This window comes from Kitasatospora purpeofusca, from assembly GCF_036010405.1.
Classification (GTDB): Bacteria; Actinomycetota; Actinomycetes; order Streptomycetales; family Streptomycetaceae; genus Kitasatospora; species Kitasatospora purpeofusca.
The window spans coordinates 5,360,971-5,379,062 of record NZ_CP108561.1 but is presented as its reverse complement, the minus strand read 5'-3'; the positions used below and the strand labels follow the sequence as shown (position 1 = coordinate 5,379,062).

The 18,092-nt window shown below is 66.4% G+C and carries 13 protein-coding genes; 2 read left to right on the top strand and 11 right to left on the bottom strand.

Annotated elements, in window-relative coordinates; all coding sequences use genetic code 11:
- Positions 1 to 168: 168 nt before the first annotated feature.
- A complete protein-coding gene (locus OG715_RS23870) occupies positions 169 to 1,557 on the top strand; it encodes a Shedu anti-phage system protein SduA domain-containing protein (protein ID WP_266270905.1) in 1,389 nt (462 codons plus the stop codon).
- A 39-nt stretch (positions 1,558 to 1,596) separates the two neighbouring features.
- Here OG715_RS23870 and OG715_RS23865 read toward each other — a convergent pair whose 3' ends face one another.
- From OG715_RS23865 to OG715_RS23845, 5 genes are all read right to left on the bottom strand, one after another.
- Entirely contained in the window at positions 1,597 to 2,064 is a 468-nt protein-coding gene (locus OG715_RS23865) for an NUDIX hydrolase (protein WP_266270903.1), read from the bottom strand.
- 92 nt (positions 2,065 to 2,156) lie between these two features.
- Positions 2,157 to 3,293: a hypothetical protein gene (locus OG715_RS23860; RefSeq protein ID WP_266270902.1), complete on the bottom strand. Its 1,137-nt coding sequence runs from the start codon at positions 3,291 to 3,293 to the stop codon at positions 2,157 to 2,159.
- A gap of 9 nt (positions 3,294 to 3,302) precedes the next feature.
- The gene (locus OG715_RS23855; protein ID WP_266270901.1) at positions 3,303 to 3,977 is read right to left on the bottom strand and encodes a histidine phosphatase family protein; all 675 of its coding nucleotides are present in this window, start codon (positions 3,975 to 3,977) and stop codon (positions 3,303 to 3,305) included.
- 10 nt (positions 3,978 to 3,987) lie between these two features.
- Positions 3,988 to 4,983: a nucleotidyltransferase domain-containing protein gene (locus OG715_RS23850; protein WP_266270900.1), complete on the bottom strand. Its 996-nt coding sequence runs from the start codon at positions 4,981 to 4,983 to the stop codon at positions 3,988 to 3,990.
- 34 nt (positions 4,984 to 5,017) lie between these two features.
- On the bottom strand, positions 5,018 to 5,920 hold the full coding sequence (locus OG715_RS23845; protein ID WP_266270899.1) for a phosphotransferase: 903 nt from the start codon (positions 5,918 to 5,920) through the stop codon (positions 5,018 to 5,020).
- Positions 5,921 to 6,205: 285 nt separating this feature from the next.
- Here OG715_RS23845 and OG715_RS23840 point away from each other — a divergent pair, with 285 nt between their 5' ends.
- On the top strand, positions 6,206 to 7,153 hold the full coding sequence (locus OG715_RS23840) for a phosphoadenosine phosphosulfate reductase (RefSeq protein ID WP_266270898.1): 948 nt from the start codon (positions 6,206 to 6,208) through the stop codon (positions 7,151 to 7,153).
- A 478-nt stretch (positions 7,154 to 7,631) separates the two neighbouring features.
- Here OG715_RS23840 and OG715_RS23835 read toward each other — a convergent pair whose 3' ends face one another.
- The 6 genes from OG715_RS23835 to OG715_RS23810 form a co-directional block, all read right to left on the bottom strand.
- The gene (locus tag OG715_RS23835; protein ID WP_266270897.1) at positions 7,632 to 8,315 is read right to left on the bottom strand and encodes a hypothetical protein; all 684 of its coding nucleotides are present in this window, start codon (positions 8,313 to 8,315) and stop codon (positions 7,632 to 7,634) included.
- Positions 8,316 to 8,407: 92 nt separating this feature from the next.
- Positions 8,408 to 12,721 (bottom strand): golvesin C-terminal-like domain-containing protein, encoded by a 4,314-nt coding sequence (locus OG715_RS23830; protein WP_266270896.1) that lies wholly within the window; start codon positions 12,719 to 12,721, stop codon positions 8,408 to 8,410.
- A gap of 343 nt (positions 12,722 to 13,064) precedes the next feature.
- The gene (locus OG715_RS23825; RefSeq protein WP_266270894.1) at positions 13,065 to 14,288 is read right to left on the bottom strand and encodes an ABC transporter permease; all 1,224 of its coding nucleotides are present in this window, start codon (positions 14,286 to 14,288) and stop codon (positions 13,065 to 13,067) included.
- Positions 14,285 to 14,959, bottom strand: coding sequence for an ABC transporter ATP-binding protein (locus tag OG715_RS23820; protein WP_266270893.1), 675 nt, complete (start codon positions 14,957 to 14,959; stop codon positions 14,285 to 14,287). The genes OG715_RS23825 and OG715_RS23820 overlap by 4 nt, the downstream gene beginning before the upstream one ends.
- Positions 14,956 to 16,185: a peptidoglycan-binding domain-containing protein gene (locus OG715_RS23815; protein ID WP_266270892.1), complete on the bottom strand. Its 1,230-nt coding sequence runs from the start codon at positions 16,183 to 16,185 to the stop codon at positions 14,956 to 14,958. Before OG715_RS23815 ends, OG715_RS23820 begins: the two co-directional genes overlap by 4 nt.
- A 126-nt stretch (positions 16,186 to 16,311) precedes the next feature.
- Complete coding sequence (locus OG715_RS23810; protein WP_266270891.1) at positions 16,312 to 16,998, bottom strand: hypothetical protein; 687 nt, start codon at positions 16,996 to 16,998, stop codon at positions 16,312 to 16,314.
- Positions 16,999 to 18,092 lie beyond the last annotated feature (1,094 nt).

Here is an 18,092-nt window from a genome sequence, read left to right as displayed (position 1 = left end):
CGCCTACGGCGGCCCCGCGGACTCAACACGAAAGGGTGGAGATACACCGGCCGTCACCAAGCGGTTCCCTCGACCATGCCTCTCACCAGCCCCGATCACAACGGGCCCGTCGCTGTCAGACCAGAGCGATAGCTTTCGAGCAGCACCCGGACGACACAGGAGCGGAAGATGCTGGACTCGGTCGTAAACGCGGTAAAGGACGTCTGGCAAGCCAGGCGCCTGGACTCGGATCGAGCCGCTGCAGGCACCTACCCACCAAGTTCGGTGAGAGCGGGACACGCGTTCAAGCGAATCGAGCAGTCCATCATCGCCGATCTCGTGTCTCGGGGAGTTCCACCGGAATGGATCAAAAGCGGTCCGAGGCTCAGCCTCCCCAGCTTCTATGGGGGCATCAGTAGCGGCTGGGACCTGGTGATTTCCCGAGATGGATTCCCACTCGCAGCCATATACATCAAATCCCAAATGGGGCCATCCTACGGAAACAATTTCAGAAACCGAATCCAGGATGTCACCGAACAGGCGTTGGACGTCAGGCGACAGTACGAGAAATCGGACCTGAAGGAGCTCCAGCCGCATCTCGGTCTCTTCTTCATTCTCGAGGACGGCCCTGGCGCAAGAAGGCCCGTGAAGACCACACCAGCCGTGACCGGATTCCCATCAGAGGTAGATGGAATGTCCTACCGAGACCGGTTTACCGATGTCTTCGGACGACTGCTGAAGGACAGGGTCTATGACGGGATCTGTTACATCACCGCCAGCCCCGACGGCGATTCCTCCCCGGAAGAGCCGTGCTGGGATATGGGAATTGAAGCCTTCCTCTCGGAAATCGCCAGCAGAGTCTCCGCGCTGAGCTACGCCCAGGATCAGGGCGGTATGACCTCAGCCTCGTTCGGTGAGGCCTTGGCGCGTCGAGACGACATTGCCGACGTCATGTCCGGCTTCACCTCAACGCCAGCTGGCCTGGCAGCGGCCGAGATGGCAGTTGTCCGTCGACGCCGCATGCTGGTCGCGGAGCTTCGCGATCTCGCCCGCCAGTCAGAGGTCAATGAGACCGCCATGCACAAGGCCATGGAAGGCCACTACTGGCTATTCGGAGGCCAATACACCGGAGTGGCAGCGCGGCGCGATCTAATGAACTTGGACGAGCACGACTTCCCCCTGGTCTGCTCTGACGGAAGCCTGCACATTATTGAACTCAAGGGCCCCGAGGCCCGGCTCGTCCGCCGGGCAAGGGATAATCACCTGATCGTGACGAGCGCAGTTCATGAAGCGGTTAGCCAGTGCATGAATTACCTTCGCACGATTGACGAGATGGGCGCATCCCTCCGAACGCTGCACAGTAACGAGCTCGGCCTGAACTACGACTATCGACGCGCTCGCGGAACAGTCGCGATCGGATACCAGGATAGGTGCATTTCAGACCGCGCAACCAAGGAGCAAATCGACCAGACGATCCGCTCATACAACTCACACCTCAGTCGAATTCAAGTACTGACGTACGCAGATCTTCTCGACTCGGCCGAACGCGCTCTCAGCTTTGAAGAGACCTCCCTGTAGCCAGAATCACCTGAGTGACACCGGAAGAAGCGGCGTCGGTCAGCCGAGGTAGGGGTAGGTGCCAGCGAGGTAGTCGCCGATCTGCTGGCACATGCTGGGGTGGATGTCGAACTGGTCGAGGTCGGCGGGCCGGACGAAGCGGACGCCGTCGGCCTCGTCGTTGATCGTGGGTTCGCCGCCGATAGGGCAGCCGATGTAGGTGTTCTCGTACTGCTGGCGGATCTCGCCGTCGGTGTAGGCGACGATGTGGTTGGGGTTGGTGTAGACACCGAGGAAGCCGGTGATCTCGGCTTCGATGCCGGTCTCCTCCAAGCACTCGCGCACGGCGCACTTGGCGGCAGTCTCGCCGATGTCCTGAGCTCCGCCGGGCAGAGCCCACTGGCCGGTGTCGCGGCGGCGCTGGAGCAGGATGGCACCGTGGTCGTCGACGACAAGCAGGTTGCTGGCGGGGATGAGGGTGTTCGCCTTCGGCGCGTTCGGGTCGTTGTAGTACTCCGTCCTGCCCACGGGCGGCGGTCCCCCTCCTGGTCTGGCGTCCAGGAGGGGCTCTCCCGGACAGCATTCATGCCGAGAGTAGACGGGCACCCCGGACCTGCTTGTCAGATCTCCGCAGCGGCGGCCGTTACTGTCGCGCGGGCAGCCATCACGTTGGCCACGGCCTGCTTGTTCGTGATCCATACGGTGTCACCGGCGGAGACCGAGCGCTGTACGACTTCGAGGACGGCTCCGTCGGCTGCAACGGGCTTGGCCAGGTGCGACCGCATGTAGTGCTTGAACAGCGAGGGCAGTTGGTCCGGGCTCGTCGCGGTCTTGGCCCTCAGGGAGAAGAGCGGGAGGAACCACTCTTCGAAACCGTCCTTGATCGCCTGGGTGGCGCGGTACGCCTCGTGCAGCGGCTGCAGGCTGGCCGTGTGGTCGTAGGGGAGGTGACCGTGTAGGGCGTACTGAAGGCGGGTGCCGCCGTGTTCGCGGAAGTGCTGGCCATGGGCGGCTATGTGGTTGGCCGCGTTCTCGGTGATGGTCATGACGGCCGTGTCCGCTTCGTGCCGGCGGGCTGCGGCGAGGACGGTGGCGTGGATGCCGACGCGCGGGTCGAGGACGAGGCCGTTGAGGCCGAGCGGCGAGAGGTCGATGCCGTGATCACGGGTTCGGGAGAGGATCAGCCGCTCGGCGACGTTGGCGGCGGTGTGCTGGAGGTGCTTGGGCTGCTGGCGGTGGCTGGCGTGGATGTCCGAGCGGTCGAGGACGGGGCGGTCCTTCGCGAGTTCGGCGACGAGGTGGAGGCCGGTGTGTTCTCGGGTGTCGGTGCTGCCGCAGGCGTTGCAGGGATGGCTGCCGGTGCCGGTCATGTGGCCGCAGGTCCGGCAGGTGGGGACCGTCTCGCGGCTGATGGTGAGGGTGCCGGCGCGGAGGTTGTTCTCGATCATCTCCAGCGCGAGGCGGGCGACCTCGGCGTCGGTGTCGGTCATGATGCCGCCCACCGGGGACTGCCCGGGCAGGTACTTGTCGGCTATCAGGTCGGCCTCGAAGCGCTGGCGGGGGATCCTCGGGCCGTTGGCCTCACGGTGGCGGAGGTCCCCGGCGAGGGTGACGGTGTTCCACAGGTGGGGCGCCAGCGGTAAGCCGAGGATGGCGTTGAGGGCGGCGGCAAGCCGGATGCCTACGGCCTTGCCGGGCCGGGTGGCGAGGGTGAAGGGCCCGTTCTGGACGGGCCCGTTGAGGAACAGGTGTCGCACGGGCTCCTCCTAGATCGGCGGGATGGTCGTTCCCGTCCGGGTGAACCGGCCGTCTCGCAGTTCGTAATGGAGGATCGCGGCGTTGGGCATCTTGCCCTTCCGCTCCTCGGCGAGGATCTCGGGCAAGGTGCGGGCTTCGAGCAGGGATCGAAGGGCCACCGCGGCGGTCTGGTGGGTGAAGGCGACAACGGTCCGCGATTCCTGAAGTTCGGCCTGGGCGAGGGCGGCGAACTCGGCGGCCCGCTTGAGCACCCCCTCGGCGAGCGACTCACCGCCGCCCGGCGCGGTCCAGACGTGCTTGCGCAGGCGGCGGTCCTCGGCGAGTGCGGGGTAGCTGTCGAACAGCTCGCGCTTGGTCATGTAGGTGGCGTCGCCGTAGTGCTGCTCGTCCAGGAGCGTCGTCTGCTGGGGCCAGCCGTCGGGGAGGGCGGGCAGGGCGATCGCCGCAGTGTCGATCGCCCTGCGATAGGTCGAGGTGTAGACGTGCGGCTCGGGGCCCGCGAGCTGCGGGAGGACCTCGGCGAGCCACTGGGCCTGTCGGAAGCCGCGCGGGGTCAGGCCGACGATAGCGCGGGAGATGGCATGGGCGGCGGCTCCGCTGTAGGGGCGCGGGTCCTGGTAGAAGCCCTTGTACTTGTCGGCGTTCTCGACGGACTCGGCGTGTCGGATGACGAGCAGGGGCAAGACGAGGCTCCTATCCGGCGAGGTTGGCGACGTAGGAGCCGCTGACGGTCCAGGGGGTGAGTTCGATGCCGAAGCCGCTGTGTTCGCCGTCCTGGGTGTGGACGAGCTTGCCGGACAGGTGCACGGTGTCGCCGGACCTGAAGGCGCCGGTGTAGGCGCCGAGGTACGAGCGCATGTGGGTGATCCGGCGGGCGAAGGAGTCAGCCTCGTCGATGGTCGAGCTGAGGATGGTCTTGACCTTGATCCCGTAGACGGCCGGGGTGGTGAGACCCTCGGCGTGGTCGGTGATCTTGGCGAGGAGCGAGATCTCGCCGATCTCCTTGGAGGAGATCCGAGCGAAGGTCTTGTCGCGGTCGGAGCGGATGGGTTCGCAGTTGATGTGCGTGCCGGAGCTGGCGGTGAGTCCTTGGAGCTTGCGGCGTTCCTGCTTGATGAGGGCGTCAAAGGAGCTGCCCTCCATGTACTTGGCCCGGCGGATGTACAGGCGGGTGAGGTCGTCTCCGTCGTACGGCCGGATCAGGTCGGCCTGCTGGAACAGCTCCTGCGCGGCCTGGTAGCCCTCCGGTCCGTAGCAGACGAGGTCAATGTCGGAGCGCTCGTTGAAGCAGCCGACGAGGAAGGAGCCGGTGACGCCGATCAGGCCCTGGGCGTCGTTCGCGGTGATCCACCCGGCGATCGCCAGGAGGTCCTTGCCGGCCGGGTTGTCGGCGACCGCGCCGGGGGCCTCGTGGATGGCGGCGAGGGCCTGGCGGCAGGAGTAGTGGACGGCCACGTCCTCGCGCGGGATGCCGGTAATGACGCAGCCGAGGGTGTCGGAGTAGACGTAGCACTCCGGCCTGCCGGCGAGGATGCCGAAGGACTTCGACACGACGCTGTTCTGCCGGTAGGTCCGGTCGAAGAGCCGACGGTCGCCCTTCTCGTCAGGGTGGTACTTGACGTAGCCGAGGTAGTGGCTGCCGGGGTGGCTGTCGCCGATGACCTTGAAGACGACGCCGTGGTGGTCCATCAGGTAGTCGCGGTCGCGAACGGTGGGAACCGGCCTACCGGTGTTCAGCGGTGAACCGTTCCAGAGTGGGGAAGGTGCCGGTGTCGATCGTGTTGGACGACTCATACTGATCAAGTCCCATCGTGAAGAGGGTGCGGCGGTACTGCCACTTGATGTGCTTGTCGTGCCGTGTGGGGTCGGTGGGCCGCATGAGGGCGAGGAAGAAGAAGCACTTGACGAGCAGGAAGTCGCCCAGGTGCTCGCTGACCCGCTGCCCGATCAGGGATGCGGTGGTCTCGTCGAGTGCGCCGGTGTAGGCGGTACGCTGTTCCGGGGTGATGCTGTAGCCCTTGCCTCCGCCCTTGAAGGCCACGATGTCGAGCGCGGGGTAGACGTCGTAGCCGAGCGGGACCGGTCCGTGGTGCTGCCAGTCGATGACACCGGCCTGGAGGACGTTGGGCAGGCCGTAGTCGAGATGTCCGTGCACCATCGGGAGCTGGGCCAGCCGGTCGAGGCCGTGCTTGACCGCTTCGTGGACGCGCGGGGTGTCGAGATCCGGGTTCTCCTCGAAGACCTCTGCCGCGAAGGCCGCCTTCTCGAACCACGGCGTGGCGGGGAGGGGGTACCTCGCCTGGGCCTGCAGGAGCTTCGATGCGACGGCCGCGGCCGTGCTGATCACCTGGTAGCTGACCTGACCGTCCTGCCTGGCGTCGGCCAGCGCCTCCTCGTGAAGCGAGCTGTTGCCGATGGCGCGCTCAATGACGAAGTAGCTCTCGTTCTCCGAGCCGCTGTCGACGATCTCCGGCACCGGGTAACCAAGGCCGGCGGCCAGCTGCTGGAACTCGGTCTCAACCCGCAGATCCTCGCCGCCGGTCCGCTTGTAGAGCAGGCCGTCGGTGGACCTCCACACCGCGCCCTGCGTGGCCGTTCTGTCCTTCACAAACTCCCAGTCACTCATCCATCCATCCTTCCGTAGAGCAGAGTTCGGGTGGAGCACGGCTGCTCCGCGCGAGTCGGACGGGGTGGGGCCGGCCGCTCCCGGGGAAAAGAGCGACCGGCCCCCCGTCACCGCCCGGCCGGTGCGCCTGGACCAGCACAGGCGGAGTCGGTAGGCGCGCGGCGAGCGGTGCTGCGAGAACCATCTGTACGCGCGGGCGCGTGGCCAGGTGGGCGCGTGGGGACGGGGCCTGGGACGGTCGGTGCGGACGAGGCTGGCGATGAGTGCCGCCCTTCGGGCCGAGCGATGGTGCTCGGGGACCGCGACAGCGGGCACGGCCAGTTCGGCCCAGACCTTCTTGCCATGGGTCGTCGGCTCCGCGCCCCAGGTCTCCGACAAGCCCTCGATGAGCAACATGCCTCGACCGGTGGTCAGTTCGTCGTTGCCGAAGTTGGCGGCCCCGGTGGGCATCCGGCGCGCGGGATCCAGTCCACGGCTCTCCTCGTCCTCGCGGCCAGAGGCGAAATCGACTTCACCACCTTCCTGTTCGCCAACGTCGGCGACGACAGTGAGCACCCGGCGACCCTTGCCTACATCCGCGAGGTCGCCGAGCCCTACGCGGTCAACGCAGGACTCGACCTGCACCAGCTCCGGCGAACGCGACGCGACGGCACCACCGAAACCCTCATGGAGAGGCTGACAAGGCCGGAGATCCGTTCGATCCCCATCCCCGTGCGAATGGCGAACGGGGCGCCCGGGCGTAGGTCCTGCACCTCTGATTTCAAGATCAAGGTGGTGGGTCGGTGGCTGCGACAGCACGGCGCGAGCGCCGACTCTCCGGCCGCCGTTGGGATCGGCATCTCCGTCGACGAGATCCACAGGGCCAACCGGCGCCGAAGCGAACCGCATGAGCAGATCGAGTACCCGCTGCTCGACCTTCGGCTACGACGCGAGGACTGCGAGCAGATCATCACGGACGCCGGCCTCCCCGTGCCGCCGAAGAGTTCGTGCTTCTTCTGCCCGTTTCGCACCGTTGACGCCTGGCGCCAGCAGCGACAGGAAGACCCAGAGCTCTTCGCCCAAGCGGTCGCACTTGAGAAGGTCGTGAACGGTCGGCGCGCAGCCCTCGGCCGTGACGCGGTCTACCTCACGCGCTATGGCAGACCGCTTGAGGAGGCCGTCCCCGCCCAGCGCAAGACCCCGCCCGAGGAGGCGGAGGATAGCGGCTGCGACTCCGGCTGGTGCATGACCTGACCACTCGCCGTCCGGCCGACCGATGAGAGGACCGCACGGCTGGCGGAGGCGGGTAACAGCCCACGCCGACCCGCGGTCGCCCCACCAGCAGGTTCAAGGACTTCAACGAGCTCGAGATTCTCGCCCGGATTTGGCCCGCCTGCGCCTGGATGCCCCGGGAGTAACACTGCTGCCTTAGGGGCGCATCCTGGACACCTTCCGGGAGCACGGCGACCTCGTGGCGGCAGCCAGAGTATCTGCCGCCTTGGCCACCGACCGCCGCCGAGCCGCCAACACCACACCGGCTCCTGATCGCAGAGCCGCCCTGCTGGAGTTGGCCACCGGAGTTGAGGAGTACGCGGAAGCGGACCGCAAGGAGCTTGCCCGCGGCAGCGGACACGCAGACCGCCCGAGCGGGTGCCCGACGGTAGTGGAACCCGCCCGTCGGGCACCCGCTAAATGAGCGTGTGTCGCGCCCGTGAGCTCTTCGGGCTGCGTCTCACGGCTCGTGGTGTGTCGGCAGGACTCCGGCGGCAACCGCCAGGGCACGGACGGATTGCGGAATTGGTTTGTTGTCGTCGATGGCAATACCTGCGGACCGGGCCCAGGCACGAAGAAGGGATTCGTCCGCGGAGGAGGCCGGGGGGATCGGGAGGTCGGCCGGTCGCATGGGGTCGTAGGTTGCCTTGCCCACCTCGTCAGTGACGCGGTGCACGTGGTCGGGAGCAGGTGGGGCGGGCCACAGGGTCAGGCGATGTTCCTCGACCCAGGGGTTGGCGACATTGAGTGCGCGTCCCTTGTCGCGGCCGCGTGTCTCCACCCGGACGCGGTACCAGCCCGCGCCGGCGACCGCCAGGTTTCCACGGACCCCTCCGTCCGCAGCCTGGCCCCCCCAGGGCTGGACGCCGAGTTCTCCTGTGGCGCTGAACAGGCTCAGGTCGACGACGGTTTCCCAGTCCGCCTCGGGCGGCCCGGGCGGGTCCATGCGCCCTTCGACCGACAGTCGGATGGCGCCCGCGTGGGTTCCGCAGCTCACGGTCAGATGGTCGGGGGCAGCGGCGGCGACGCTGTTTCCCATCCTGACCCTCTCAAGGGCATTGTGGTCCTCCCCTTCGACGTAGTTCGTTCCGTAGAGGTAGTACTGCGCGTAGTCCACCCGCATTCGGTCTGTCGTCCCGATCATGGATTTCCTCCTGGTGGTGTAGCAGTGTCCCGTCCCCCGACGGCAACATCCGCCGGGGGACGGGACACCACGATCAACTGATTGGCGGCCGGTCAGAACCGAACGTCACACGCCACGTTAGTGCAGTTGCCAAAACCCGGTGTGTCGACGTAGAAGGGATCGTTTTCCCTCACCCTTTGCTTTCCGTAGAATACGCCGAGATCTTGTCCGGCTTCGACGTTATGCGTGCGGGTGATGGATCCGCGCCCACAGATCTCGGACCAAGTGGGCGAGGGATACCGAGGGTCGGCCTTGAGTTCCCAGGTCCCATCCGGCTTCTGGGGACCGGTGAACTGCACGCACTGATTGCCCGACGAGATTGTGGATCCTCCACTTTCCTTCGTCGAAGCGAAGGGGTATTCGTCGCAAGTCGAGTCGGGCACAAGCGGGTCCCTTGGATAGCTCGTGGGGCAAACCTTGTCTCGATTGCTATCCCTGACACCCTGATCCGTCTCACGATGGAGCGGTGAATTCGCTGTCTTGCTACCCGGGTGGGAAGGGAGTTTTTTCATGAGTACCCAGTACATCGCGCTTGCGGTGGGGTGCTTCGCGGTATTCACCGTGAAAGTTGGCGTGTATCGAGAAAAAACACAGCCCACATTGAAGCCGGTGCCAGAGGGCCGCTGGTCGCACCGCACATTTGCATCGATCTCGCTCCAGAGAACATTGTCCGGAGTGGCTACGGGAGAAGTAAAGAAGAGGTTCCATCCGAGCATAAGATTGCTGTAGTCACCACTTCCCTTCTGCCACGAGTTGCTGAAGCTGGCGGTGGCGACATGCTTATCGTCGGGGAGCCATTCTGTCAATCCATTCCAGTACACCTGACTGGTGCTGCATTCGGGGGTCGGAAGGCAGGACGGCACTAGGTTCACTGCCAGCGATACGAGCTTGGGGTCCATGACGATCGGCTGGATGGCCATCGTCTGATTGAACGATGATTCGTTCTCCCACAGTTTTACTTCTTGGCGGGCGAGCCAGCTTGAGGTGCCGACTGGATTGCCATTCAATTTCAGGGTCACCTGGATGGTTTCCCAGAAGCAACCCTCGAAACGGTTTATATGCTTACCGGGCGTTGTTTCGCACCAAGGAACAAAGGAGGAAGACTGCGCCGCCAGGGCCTTTGCTTCCGGCGCACTGACAGGGCTGGCGGTCACGCAGAGCGTTGCCTGCTTCTTGTCGGCGACATCGGAGCACTGAGGCTCGGAGCTGGGCGCACTCTTGGCGAGGCCGCTCGGGCCGCCGCCGATGTCCATCGGTGTTCCGCCGGCGGAGTAGTCGATGTCCGGGGCGTTGGGGTTATCTGCCGGGAGGGTGATGTTGGGGATGATTGAGGCGTCGGCCTCGGTCGCAGCGACAGCAACAGCGTCGAAGGCGATGTCCTGGTCACCGGTTCCGTCAGCCGTGATGGTGGTGAGCCGAATCTTGGGTGCTTCGGCGAAACGGTAGGTGCCCAGGGACACCCAACGGTTACTGGTTCCGGCTTGGCTGATTTCCCGGTATTGCTTTCCGTACGCAGTCTCTATCTCGTACCGTGCCTTTGCCGTCCGGGCGGCGTGGCTTGGTATGTGCACGAATACTTCGGTCAAGCCAGCAATCCGGTCTGTGAAGGACCAGGTACCTGTCACCTTGAGGCGCTGGCCCTTGGCGTCGTCGGCGCGGGTGTGGGCGAAGAACAGGTGCCCGCCGAAGCCGGCTCCCAGTTGGTGTGTGTCGATCTTGGCTGGCCAGCCGGTGGCCGGGGCGCCGTTCTGGTCCTTGATGGTTTCCCCAGGGCCGAAGTCCATCGAGAAGGATCCGGCGTGGGTCCATGTGCGGGGGCAGCCGGGCCGGACGGAGGGGATGTCGTCGGCAACGTCGTCAACGATTCTGGCATTGGCGGGCAGGCCGCTTGTGGAGCAGTTGGGCGGGTAGGCGGTGCCGTCGGGTTCTTCGGGGTAGGTGCTGTTGAAGCGGACGAACTCGTTTCCGCATGAGTAGTCGCAGTCGGTCTTCCATTGCACGGGTTTGTTCCACCAGCAATGGAGGTCGGCCAGAGTGCAGGGTCCTTGGCCGAGCGCGTTAGCAGCGCCGGTGCTGATCTTGGTGGGGTCGCAGTTGTTGTCCGCGCTGCAGAACATGCTGATCGGAGGCTTGGCCTTCGCGCGGTTGTAGGCGGCCGTTCCGACGATCGCCGCGGTGCCGCCGGAGCCGTTCCACCAGGCGGCGCGGAAGCCCGCCACCGTCGTGCCGGGCGATTCGAGGCCCTCGACGGGGTGGCCGGCGAATCCGATGACCTTCTCGGGGTAGGGCCAGTTCTGCGGGTGCGCGGCGTCGGCGTAGTGGTTGTTGCCGAGGCTGTCCTCGAGGAAGGGGTTCCGAGATTCGTCCCACTCGGGGTTGGCGGGGTTGTTGGCCCAGCCGACCCCCCACTTGCCTGCGTTGGAGCCGGCGTCCGCCTGCGGGTAGAAGCCGGAGTTGTAGGCCCACAGGGCGAAGAACCAGTTTTCGATCTTCGCGCCGTTGCCGTTGTTCACAATCAGGCCGGCGCTGCGGGTCTGGTTCCACTTGTCGGTGATGATCTGCATGCCAGCGGCCAGGTTCGCGGTGTAGTCGAGGGCGACGGCGCGCTGCGTCTGGTAGTCCCAGGCCGCTCCGCCCTTGTCACCCTCGCGACCCGCGAGCCGCATGTGGTCGGTGACCTGGGTGACGCCGTAGCCGCAGTCCGCCTTGGACCAGTCGATGTCCCAGTCGTTGGCCGTGGTGCTGTCGTAGATCTGGAGGCCGTAGTAGTTGCCGATCAAGGGGTTCGCCGTCTCGCCCGGCACAGCGCTGCGGGCCGCCTGCCACAGGTTGGACTCCTGGGCTGCGATGCCGAGAAGGACCTGAACGGGAATCTGGCCGCCACCGTTGAGCGGTGTGGCCGGGAAGAGTGCGGTCGGTTGGTACGCCGGCATCCCAAGGTTCTTCCAGTTCGCCGGGCGGCTGAGGGTCATGGTGCCCTTGACCAACTGGTCGGCGGCCCATTCGACCTGGCGAGGCTTGGGCTGCATCGCCTGGTTGCGCGGGTCGTTGCGCGGCACGGAGCAGCTTCGGTCCGACTCGGCGGTCTCGGTGGGTGATCCGGGAGAGGTACCGACGGCGGCCGATGCCTGCGGCTGGGGCAGGGCCGGTGACGGCGAGCTCCCCTGTGCAGCGAGGGGGGCGGTGGCTGCGGCCGGATCAACGGTGAACGCGGTCTCACGACCGGTGCCGATGACCGTCATGTCGATGGCCACCGGCCGGGCACGGTCGGCGGACGCCTCGACGCGGGAGTCCTTGCCGTCCGCCCAAGCGGTCTTGTTGAGGACGGACTGGCCCTGGGTCGACACCGTCGCGTCCTTGGACGCCTTGGGAAGCAGGTGTACCGCGCCGGGAAGCTTGGCCGCGACCTGCTTGGTCGCGCCGGTCACGTACACGGCGCCCTGGCTGCGGGTCACGCCCGTGCCCGTCAGGGGTCCTTCTGCGAGTACCTCGGGCTTGGTGCGGCCGGCATCCGCCGTATCGACCTGGGCCGCTGTGATCCGCTTGGCCTCGGTGGTCATCGCAGCCGTAGCGGGCAAGGCATCTGCGGTACGGGGGAGTGCGGTGCCGCTGGAGCCGTTGACCGAGTCGAGGAAGACAACGCCGCCGTCGCCGTCCGGTGTGATGCGGTACGGCACGGAGTCGGTGCGTACGAGGGCGGCGCGTGTGCCGTCGGCGCCGACCTTGACGACCTCGGCGCCCTCGGCCGCTACGATGCTGCCGTCCTTGACGGGAACGGCTGAGGTGAGCTGGCCGGAAGCCTCGATCGGCGCGCTGAGCGTGCCGCTCTCCGTGTCGAGTCGCAGCAGCCTGGTGGTTGTCTTGTCCTCGCCGGGCGACTGGGTCAGGACGGCAGTCTCACCGACGCCGCAGCCGGGGTTGTAGTAGGACAGCGAGGTCTGCACGCCCAGCTTGGTGACCTGGCCGCTGTCGAGGTCGACGACGGCGGTGAAACCGCCGCGCGCCATGAGCTGGGTCTTGTTGGTGAACGTGCGCGGCGCGTAGACGACGACAGCGCGTTTGCCGGATCCGGTGACGCACGCGTTGCCGATCCACTGGTCGGCGTCGAACCCGGCTTCGCGCAGCGTGGTGACGGTATGCCAGTCGTAGCCGGCCTTGGCGTCGGCTGCGAGGATGTGGAAGCCGTCTGCGTCACCGCTCGTGCTCCAGGCCCGGTCGGCGGACTTCTCCCAGCCCTTGCCCAGGATCTCCCCCCGCTTGGCCGGGGCCACCGCTGACGGGTCCGCCGCGGAAGCGGACGTCTCTGGCTTCTCAGCTCGGGCGCCTGCGCCCGTTAATATCGATGCCGACACCAGGGCGGCCGTCATCACGGCAACTGCGGATCTGGCACGTGGTCGTATCCTCATAGAGTCCCCTCTTTCGGTGCTGTCGCCACGCAGATAGCGCGTGGTCGGTCCCGCGGTCCGCGATCGTTGAGGATCGGTGCGGCGGGAGGTTCGTGTCGCGCCTCGCGCGAGGATGAGGTCCGTAGTCGGGCAGGCGCTCAGCGCCGCAGTGTCTCGGCGGACGGAATTCTGGATGCCCGCCGGGCCGGGTAAAGGCCGGCGGGCAGTCCGGTGGCGAGGCCGGGCGCGGAGGCCGCAGCCAGCGCGGCGGGCTGGGGCTGGGAGTCCAGTGCTTGCCGGCTGTTGAGCCCGGCCGTGGAGGGCGCTACCGTCTCAGCGCCTCGGCAGGCTGGATTCGAGAGGCCCGCCAGGCGGGGTAGGCGCCGGCCAGCAGGCCGGTGACGAGACCCAGGAGCGGGGCAGTGGCGATGGTGGCCGGGTGCAGCACCGGAGTCCACTGCTTGACGGTCGCAACGGCGACGATCGTCACTGTCCCGAGTGATGCTCCGACCACACCACCCAGCAGCCCCAAGGCCATGGATTCAGCGAGGAACTGGGCGGTGATGTGCCGGGCTCTCGCGCCCAATGCCCGACGCAATCCGATTTCACCGCTACGTTCCAGGACGGCGACCAGGGTGGTGTTCGCGATTCCTACGGCGCCGATCACCAGACAGATGGCCGCGAGCAGGAGGAAGAGCTGTCCGAGGTCGTTCTCCACCCCGGACCGCAGATTACGGGGGTCGGGCGGTGGGATCGCACGCAGGTAGTCGGGGTGGTCAGGACGCAGAGCGAGGGGCACCTCAGAGGCGATCTGGGCGGCCGCGCCGAGTTGGGTCGTGATGAGCATCTTGGCCGGGTCGTCGACGGGCGCCCCCCAGAGGTCCTGGGCGCTGGCACGGGGAATGATCACGGACGTCAACAGATCAGGGCGACGTTGGACGTCTGCGAGGATGCCGATGACGACGAAGGACGTACTGCCGATGAACACGGCGGGCTGGCCCTGCAGGTTGGTGATGCCCAAACGGGAGGCGGTAGCCGAACCGAGGACGGCGACGCGTTGGCGGTGCTCCTCGTGGAACTTGTCGTAGACACGGCCTTGTTGGAGGGTCGGGCCGACTGCGCGCAGGGCTCCTGCGGAGACCGCTGTCAGTTGGGCCTGACGGTCCGTGACAGCGTAGGCGGCTCCGGGAGGACCGCTTGCGATGACCTGCCCGGGCTGAAGCCGCACGTGCCAGGAGACGCCGGCAGCGGTCACCCCGTGGAGCCGTTCCACCCGTGCGTCGGCGTCGGCGGGGAAGGCCGGGCCCGGCTGCCCGGGCAGGCTGGGCCCGATGTCGTCGACGGTCACCTCGGTCGCCGTCAACTGGTTGAAACGGGCGTCGATCTGGGAGGCGGCTGTACTGGTCAGGCCGGTGACAGCGATGAGCGCCCCGACGCCGAGGACGGTACCGACGGCAGTGAGTGCTGAGCGGGCCGGGCGCTGCATGACGCCGGCTGCGGCCTCTGCCCCGAGGTCGCGCAGAGACATGCGGGATCGGGGAAGTTTCATGCCAGCACCTGGCCATCGCGAATGGTGATCGTCCGCCGACCGCGGCGGGCGACCTCCGCATCGTGGGTGATCACGACGACTGTCATGCCGTCCCGATTCAGGCCGTCGAGGAGATCCAGGACGGAGGCCGCAGTCTGGGAGTCGAGGTTGCCTGTCGGCTCGTCGCACAGCAGCAGCGAGGGCTGGGCGGCAAGCGCCCGTGCGATCGCGACCCGTTGGCGCTCGCCGCCCGACAGTCGGGAGGGCAGTGCGTCCAGCCGGTGCCCCAGACCCACCCTGCAGAGGGCCTGTTCCGCGCGCTGCCGGCGCGATCCCCGCGCAGTTCGCTGGTAGACCATGGCCAGCTCGACATTCTCGCGGGCGGTGCGGTGGGAAAGCAGGTGGAAGGACTGGAAGACGAATCCGATGCGCGTGCCCCGCAGCGCGGTGCGTTCGGCGTCCTTCACGGCCGCCGTGTCGATGCCGTCCAGTAAGTAGCTGCCGGACGTCGGTTCGTCCAGCAGGCCGATGATGTTGAGGAAGGTGGATTTTCCCGCGCCGGAGGGCCCGACAATAGTGACGTATTCACCCCGCTGGACTGTCACGTCACAGGGACGCAGCGCCACCACCTCAGGTGGTCCCGGATACGTCAGACCGGCTCGGCGTAGATCGATGACCGGTGAAGGGTTCATGGAGTGCTGCCCACCACGACCTTGTCACCGGGCGTCAGTACTGCCCCGGCGCCGGGCGTCACCGCAACGAAGCCGCCTCCGGAGGCACCGGGGCGAACCTGCACCCGACGGAGGTGTCCGTCGGCGCCGAGTACGGTCACGCTGGTCTGGCCGTCCGCGCCTGCCGAGATGGCGGCGGACGGTACGGCGAGGACCGCCCCATCGGTAGAGGAAGCGGTGATGGAGATCCGTACCTCTTTACCGGCGAGTTCGGCGGGTAGGGGACTGCTGGGCATCACACGCAGCAAGTAGCCGACAGCCGGACCCTGCTGGTCGCCCTTGGTGGTCGGCGGCGCATCGACGACGGCCTGAACGACTCCCGGAACCTTCAACCCGCTGTCCTCGGAGAGGATGTCGACCGGCTGCCCCTCCTTCAGTAACGACTTCTCCTGGGCTGACACCTCGGCGACCACCACAGGGGAACCGGCGGAGACGGTCAGCATCTTGTCGGCCGGGGCCTTGCCCACTGCGGCCGAGACCGTGTCCACACGCACGGGCAACGCGCCCAGGAACACCACCTCCGACATTGGCACGGTCACGACGGTCTGGGGTTCGGAAGTACTGGCGGGTGTCCCGGTCGAGGGCGTTTTCGTATCGCCCCCCTTGTCGCTCGTGGCTGGCGGGACGGTCCTCACCCCACCCGGCTTGTCCTCGGGGACGCCGGCCGAAGTGCGGACGGGGCTGTACCCGATCGACTTGTAGAAGGCGACCACCGCCCGTTCAGTGCCCGCTCCGAACGTCCCTGCGATGTCCGGAGCAGTGCGGTACTTGAGTGAGGCCAGGGCCTTCTGGAGCTGGGCGACGTCCTCACCCTTGGAACCGGTCTGCAGGTCGCGATACGCGGGCAACGCGCCGGGAAGACTGAACACCGGCCGACCCGAGATCTCGAACAGCACCTTTCCGTAGGAGAGCTGGTCTCCGGCCTGGACCTTGACCTTGGTGACCACCGGGCGGGTTCCCGGAGCCCCCGCGGACGCCGGCACCGAGATCTCCGCGGCCGATGCCGCGGTCACCTTTCCGCGGGTGACCAGGGTGTCCGCAATCACCCGCTGCTCCACCTCCGCAGTCAACGTGTCCGGGGCGGGCGGAGCGGTCTCCGCGGCCACCTGCGCCGGTGACTTCAGCAACGCGGCGGCCCCCACCCCCGCCGCGCCGACGAGGGCCGAACCGATCACGACGGCGACCAACCATCCATTCCGACGCGTGCCGGACCGGGTGCGGCGACCGTCCGACGCCGAGACCACCGTCTGGGGCTTCCCGACGTCATCCCCATCGGGGGCGGGAGAACTGCCGTGCGTCATCCGACCGCTCCTCTAGCGCTTGCCGGCCAGGACGGCGTTCACGTTCTTCATCGCCGTGTCCAGCTTGGCGCGCCCTTCCTGTAGTGCCTGGGCGTTCTTCTCAAGCTCGGCCTTCTGAAGGCGCACCTCAGCCTCGTACCACACCAGGGCCACATTGGTCCGGTCCCGGCATTTGAGATCGGCCAGCGCGGTGTCGATCTCCTCCTTGGTCACATCACGGCCGAACTTCGGGTTGTCCACCGCGTCGAGCGGCTCAAGGTAGTTGTAGCCGCTCTCCTTCATGCACTTCGACCATTGGGCGAAGGCAGTGGCGGCGTCGGGCTCCTTCTTCGCCTTGGTGAAGGCCCCGTTGGCCAGCTGCTCGGCGAGTTGAAAGCCGGCCTGGGCGTCACCGATCCTCTGCTTGCCCTGCTGACCACAAGTCCTCTCGGCCGCCACCGGTACCCCTTCGGGACGGGCAGCGATCGCAGCCTCGACGGCCGCGTCATGCGCCGCCTTCTCTGCGGCGTCAGGGTGGTAGCCCCGCTTCGCGACGAGCGCAGCGTCATGGATGCCGTATCGCAGGTCCGTGAGGGTTTTGGGCCCCGCCTTGGGCAGCTCCGGCGGAGGACTCCAGCTGCCGTACCCGGCCTTGTGCATGCAGTCCTCGGTGAGCGCGCTCATCGCCCGCCCCAGCTGGCTCTGCTCGTCGTCGGTCATGAGGTAGGCCTCCAACGGAAGCTTCCACGTCGCCGGATTCGCACGGTCAAAGTCTGCTGCGCGGGATTTCCCATCGGCCGACGAACCCGACTTGGGCACAGACCCCGGACGGGTATCCGAAGACGGTGAACCTTGAGAACACCCGGCAGCCGAAGCACATATCAGTGCAGCCCCCAGTGCCACCAAACCTCGTCGACCAATCAGCATTACGAATATCCGATCATTTCGTTCAAGGGCGCCAGAAGTCATGACTTAGCATTCGAAGATTCCGTGGCGGGCGATGATATCGCCCGCCACGAAACCCGTCACCGCCAGTCGAAAGATGCGTTGTTGTTGTAGGTCTCCTTCAGCTTGAACCAGCTCGAGAACGGAGTGAGCGTGTCCCGAGCGCCCTGGCACCAGCTGCTGTAGAAAACTACTGCGCTGTACCGCGTGTTCCGGTTCTGTGCGGAAGCGGCGTTATTTTTGACCCCCGCGTTCGAGCCGTTACCCCAGCCGTCGCAGAAGTACAGAGGCTGCGGCTCGTCGCTCGGAAACGAGCCGCCGTAGGGCTCATCCGCAAAGTTGTTTACACCCGATCCGAAGTTCCGATGGGACCCGGAGTACGACGAGTTGTACCAGAGAGTGAAGTCAAAACCACTCTCGGTGTGAGCGTTGCATGCGTTTGGACTCTGGTGGTTGTCCGCACCGTTCGCGTACGCGGCGGGCCCCGAGAGTGCGCCTATCGCTAACGCGGCGGCGACTCCGGCCAGAGTTGCACGAAGAGATCGCGAGATTCCCATAAACTCCCCCTTTATGGTGTGGATTTACTTCCGACACGGAAGCAGACCCCGCCGGGGGGCAATCAACTCGCAAAGTGGCGGAACTCTGCCGAGCCACCCTCACCCAAGCATCGCCATTTCCACCCCCCGGAAGAAATCTGCATCGATTAAAGCATGCCAGGACTGGGGAAAGCAACCACCAGCGACCCTCAACCAGTAACGAGTCGGCATCTTCAAATTGGCCGAATGGCCTCTTGCCTGTCGAGGACGAAGCCGGGCCATGGATCGACAGGGGACAGGCCGCCAACAATCGGTTGAGCGACTGGTGAACGA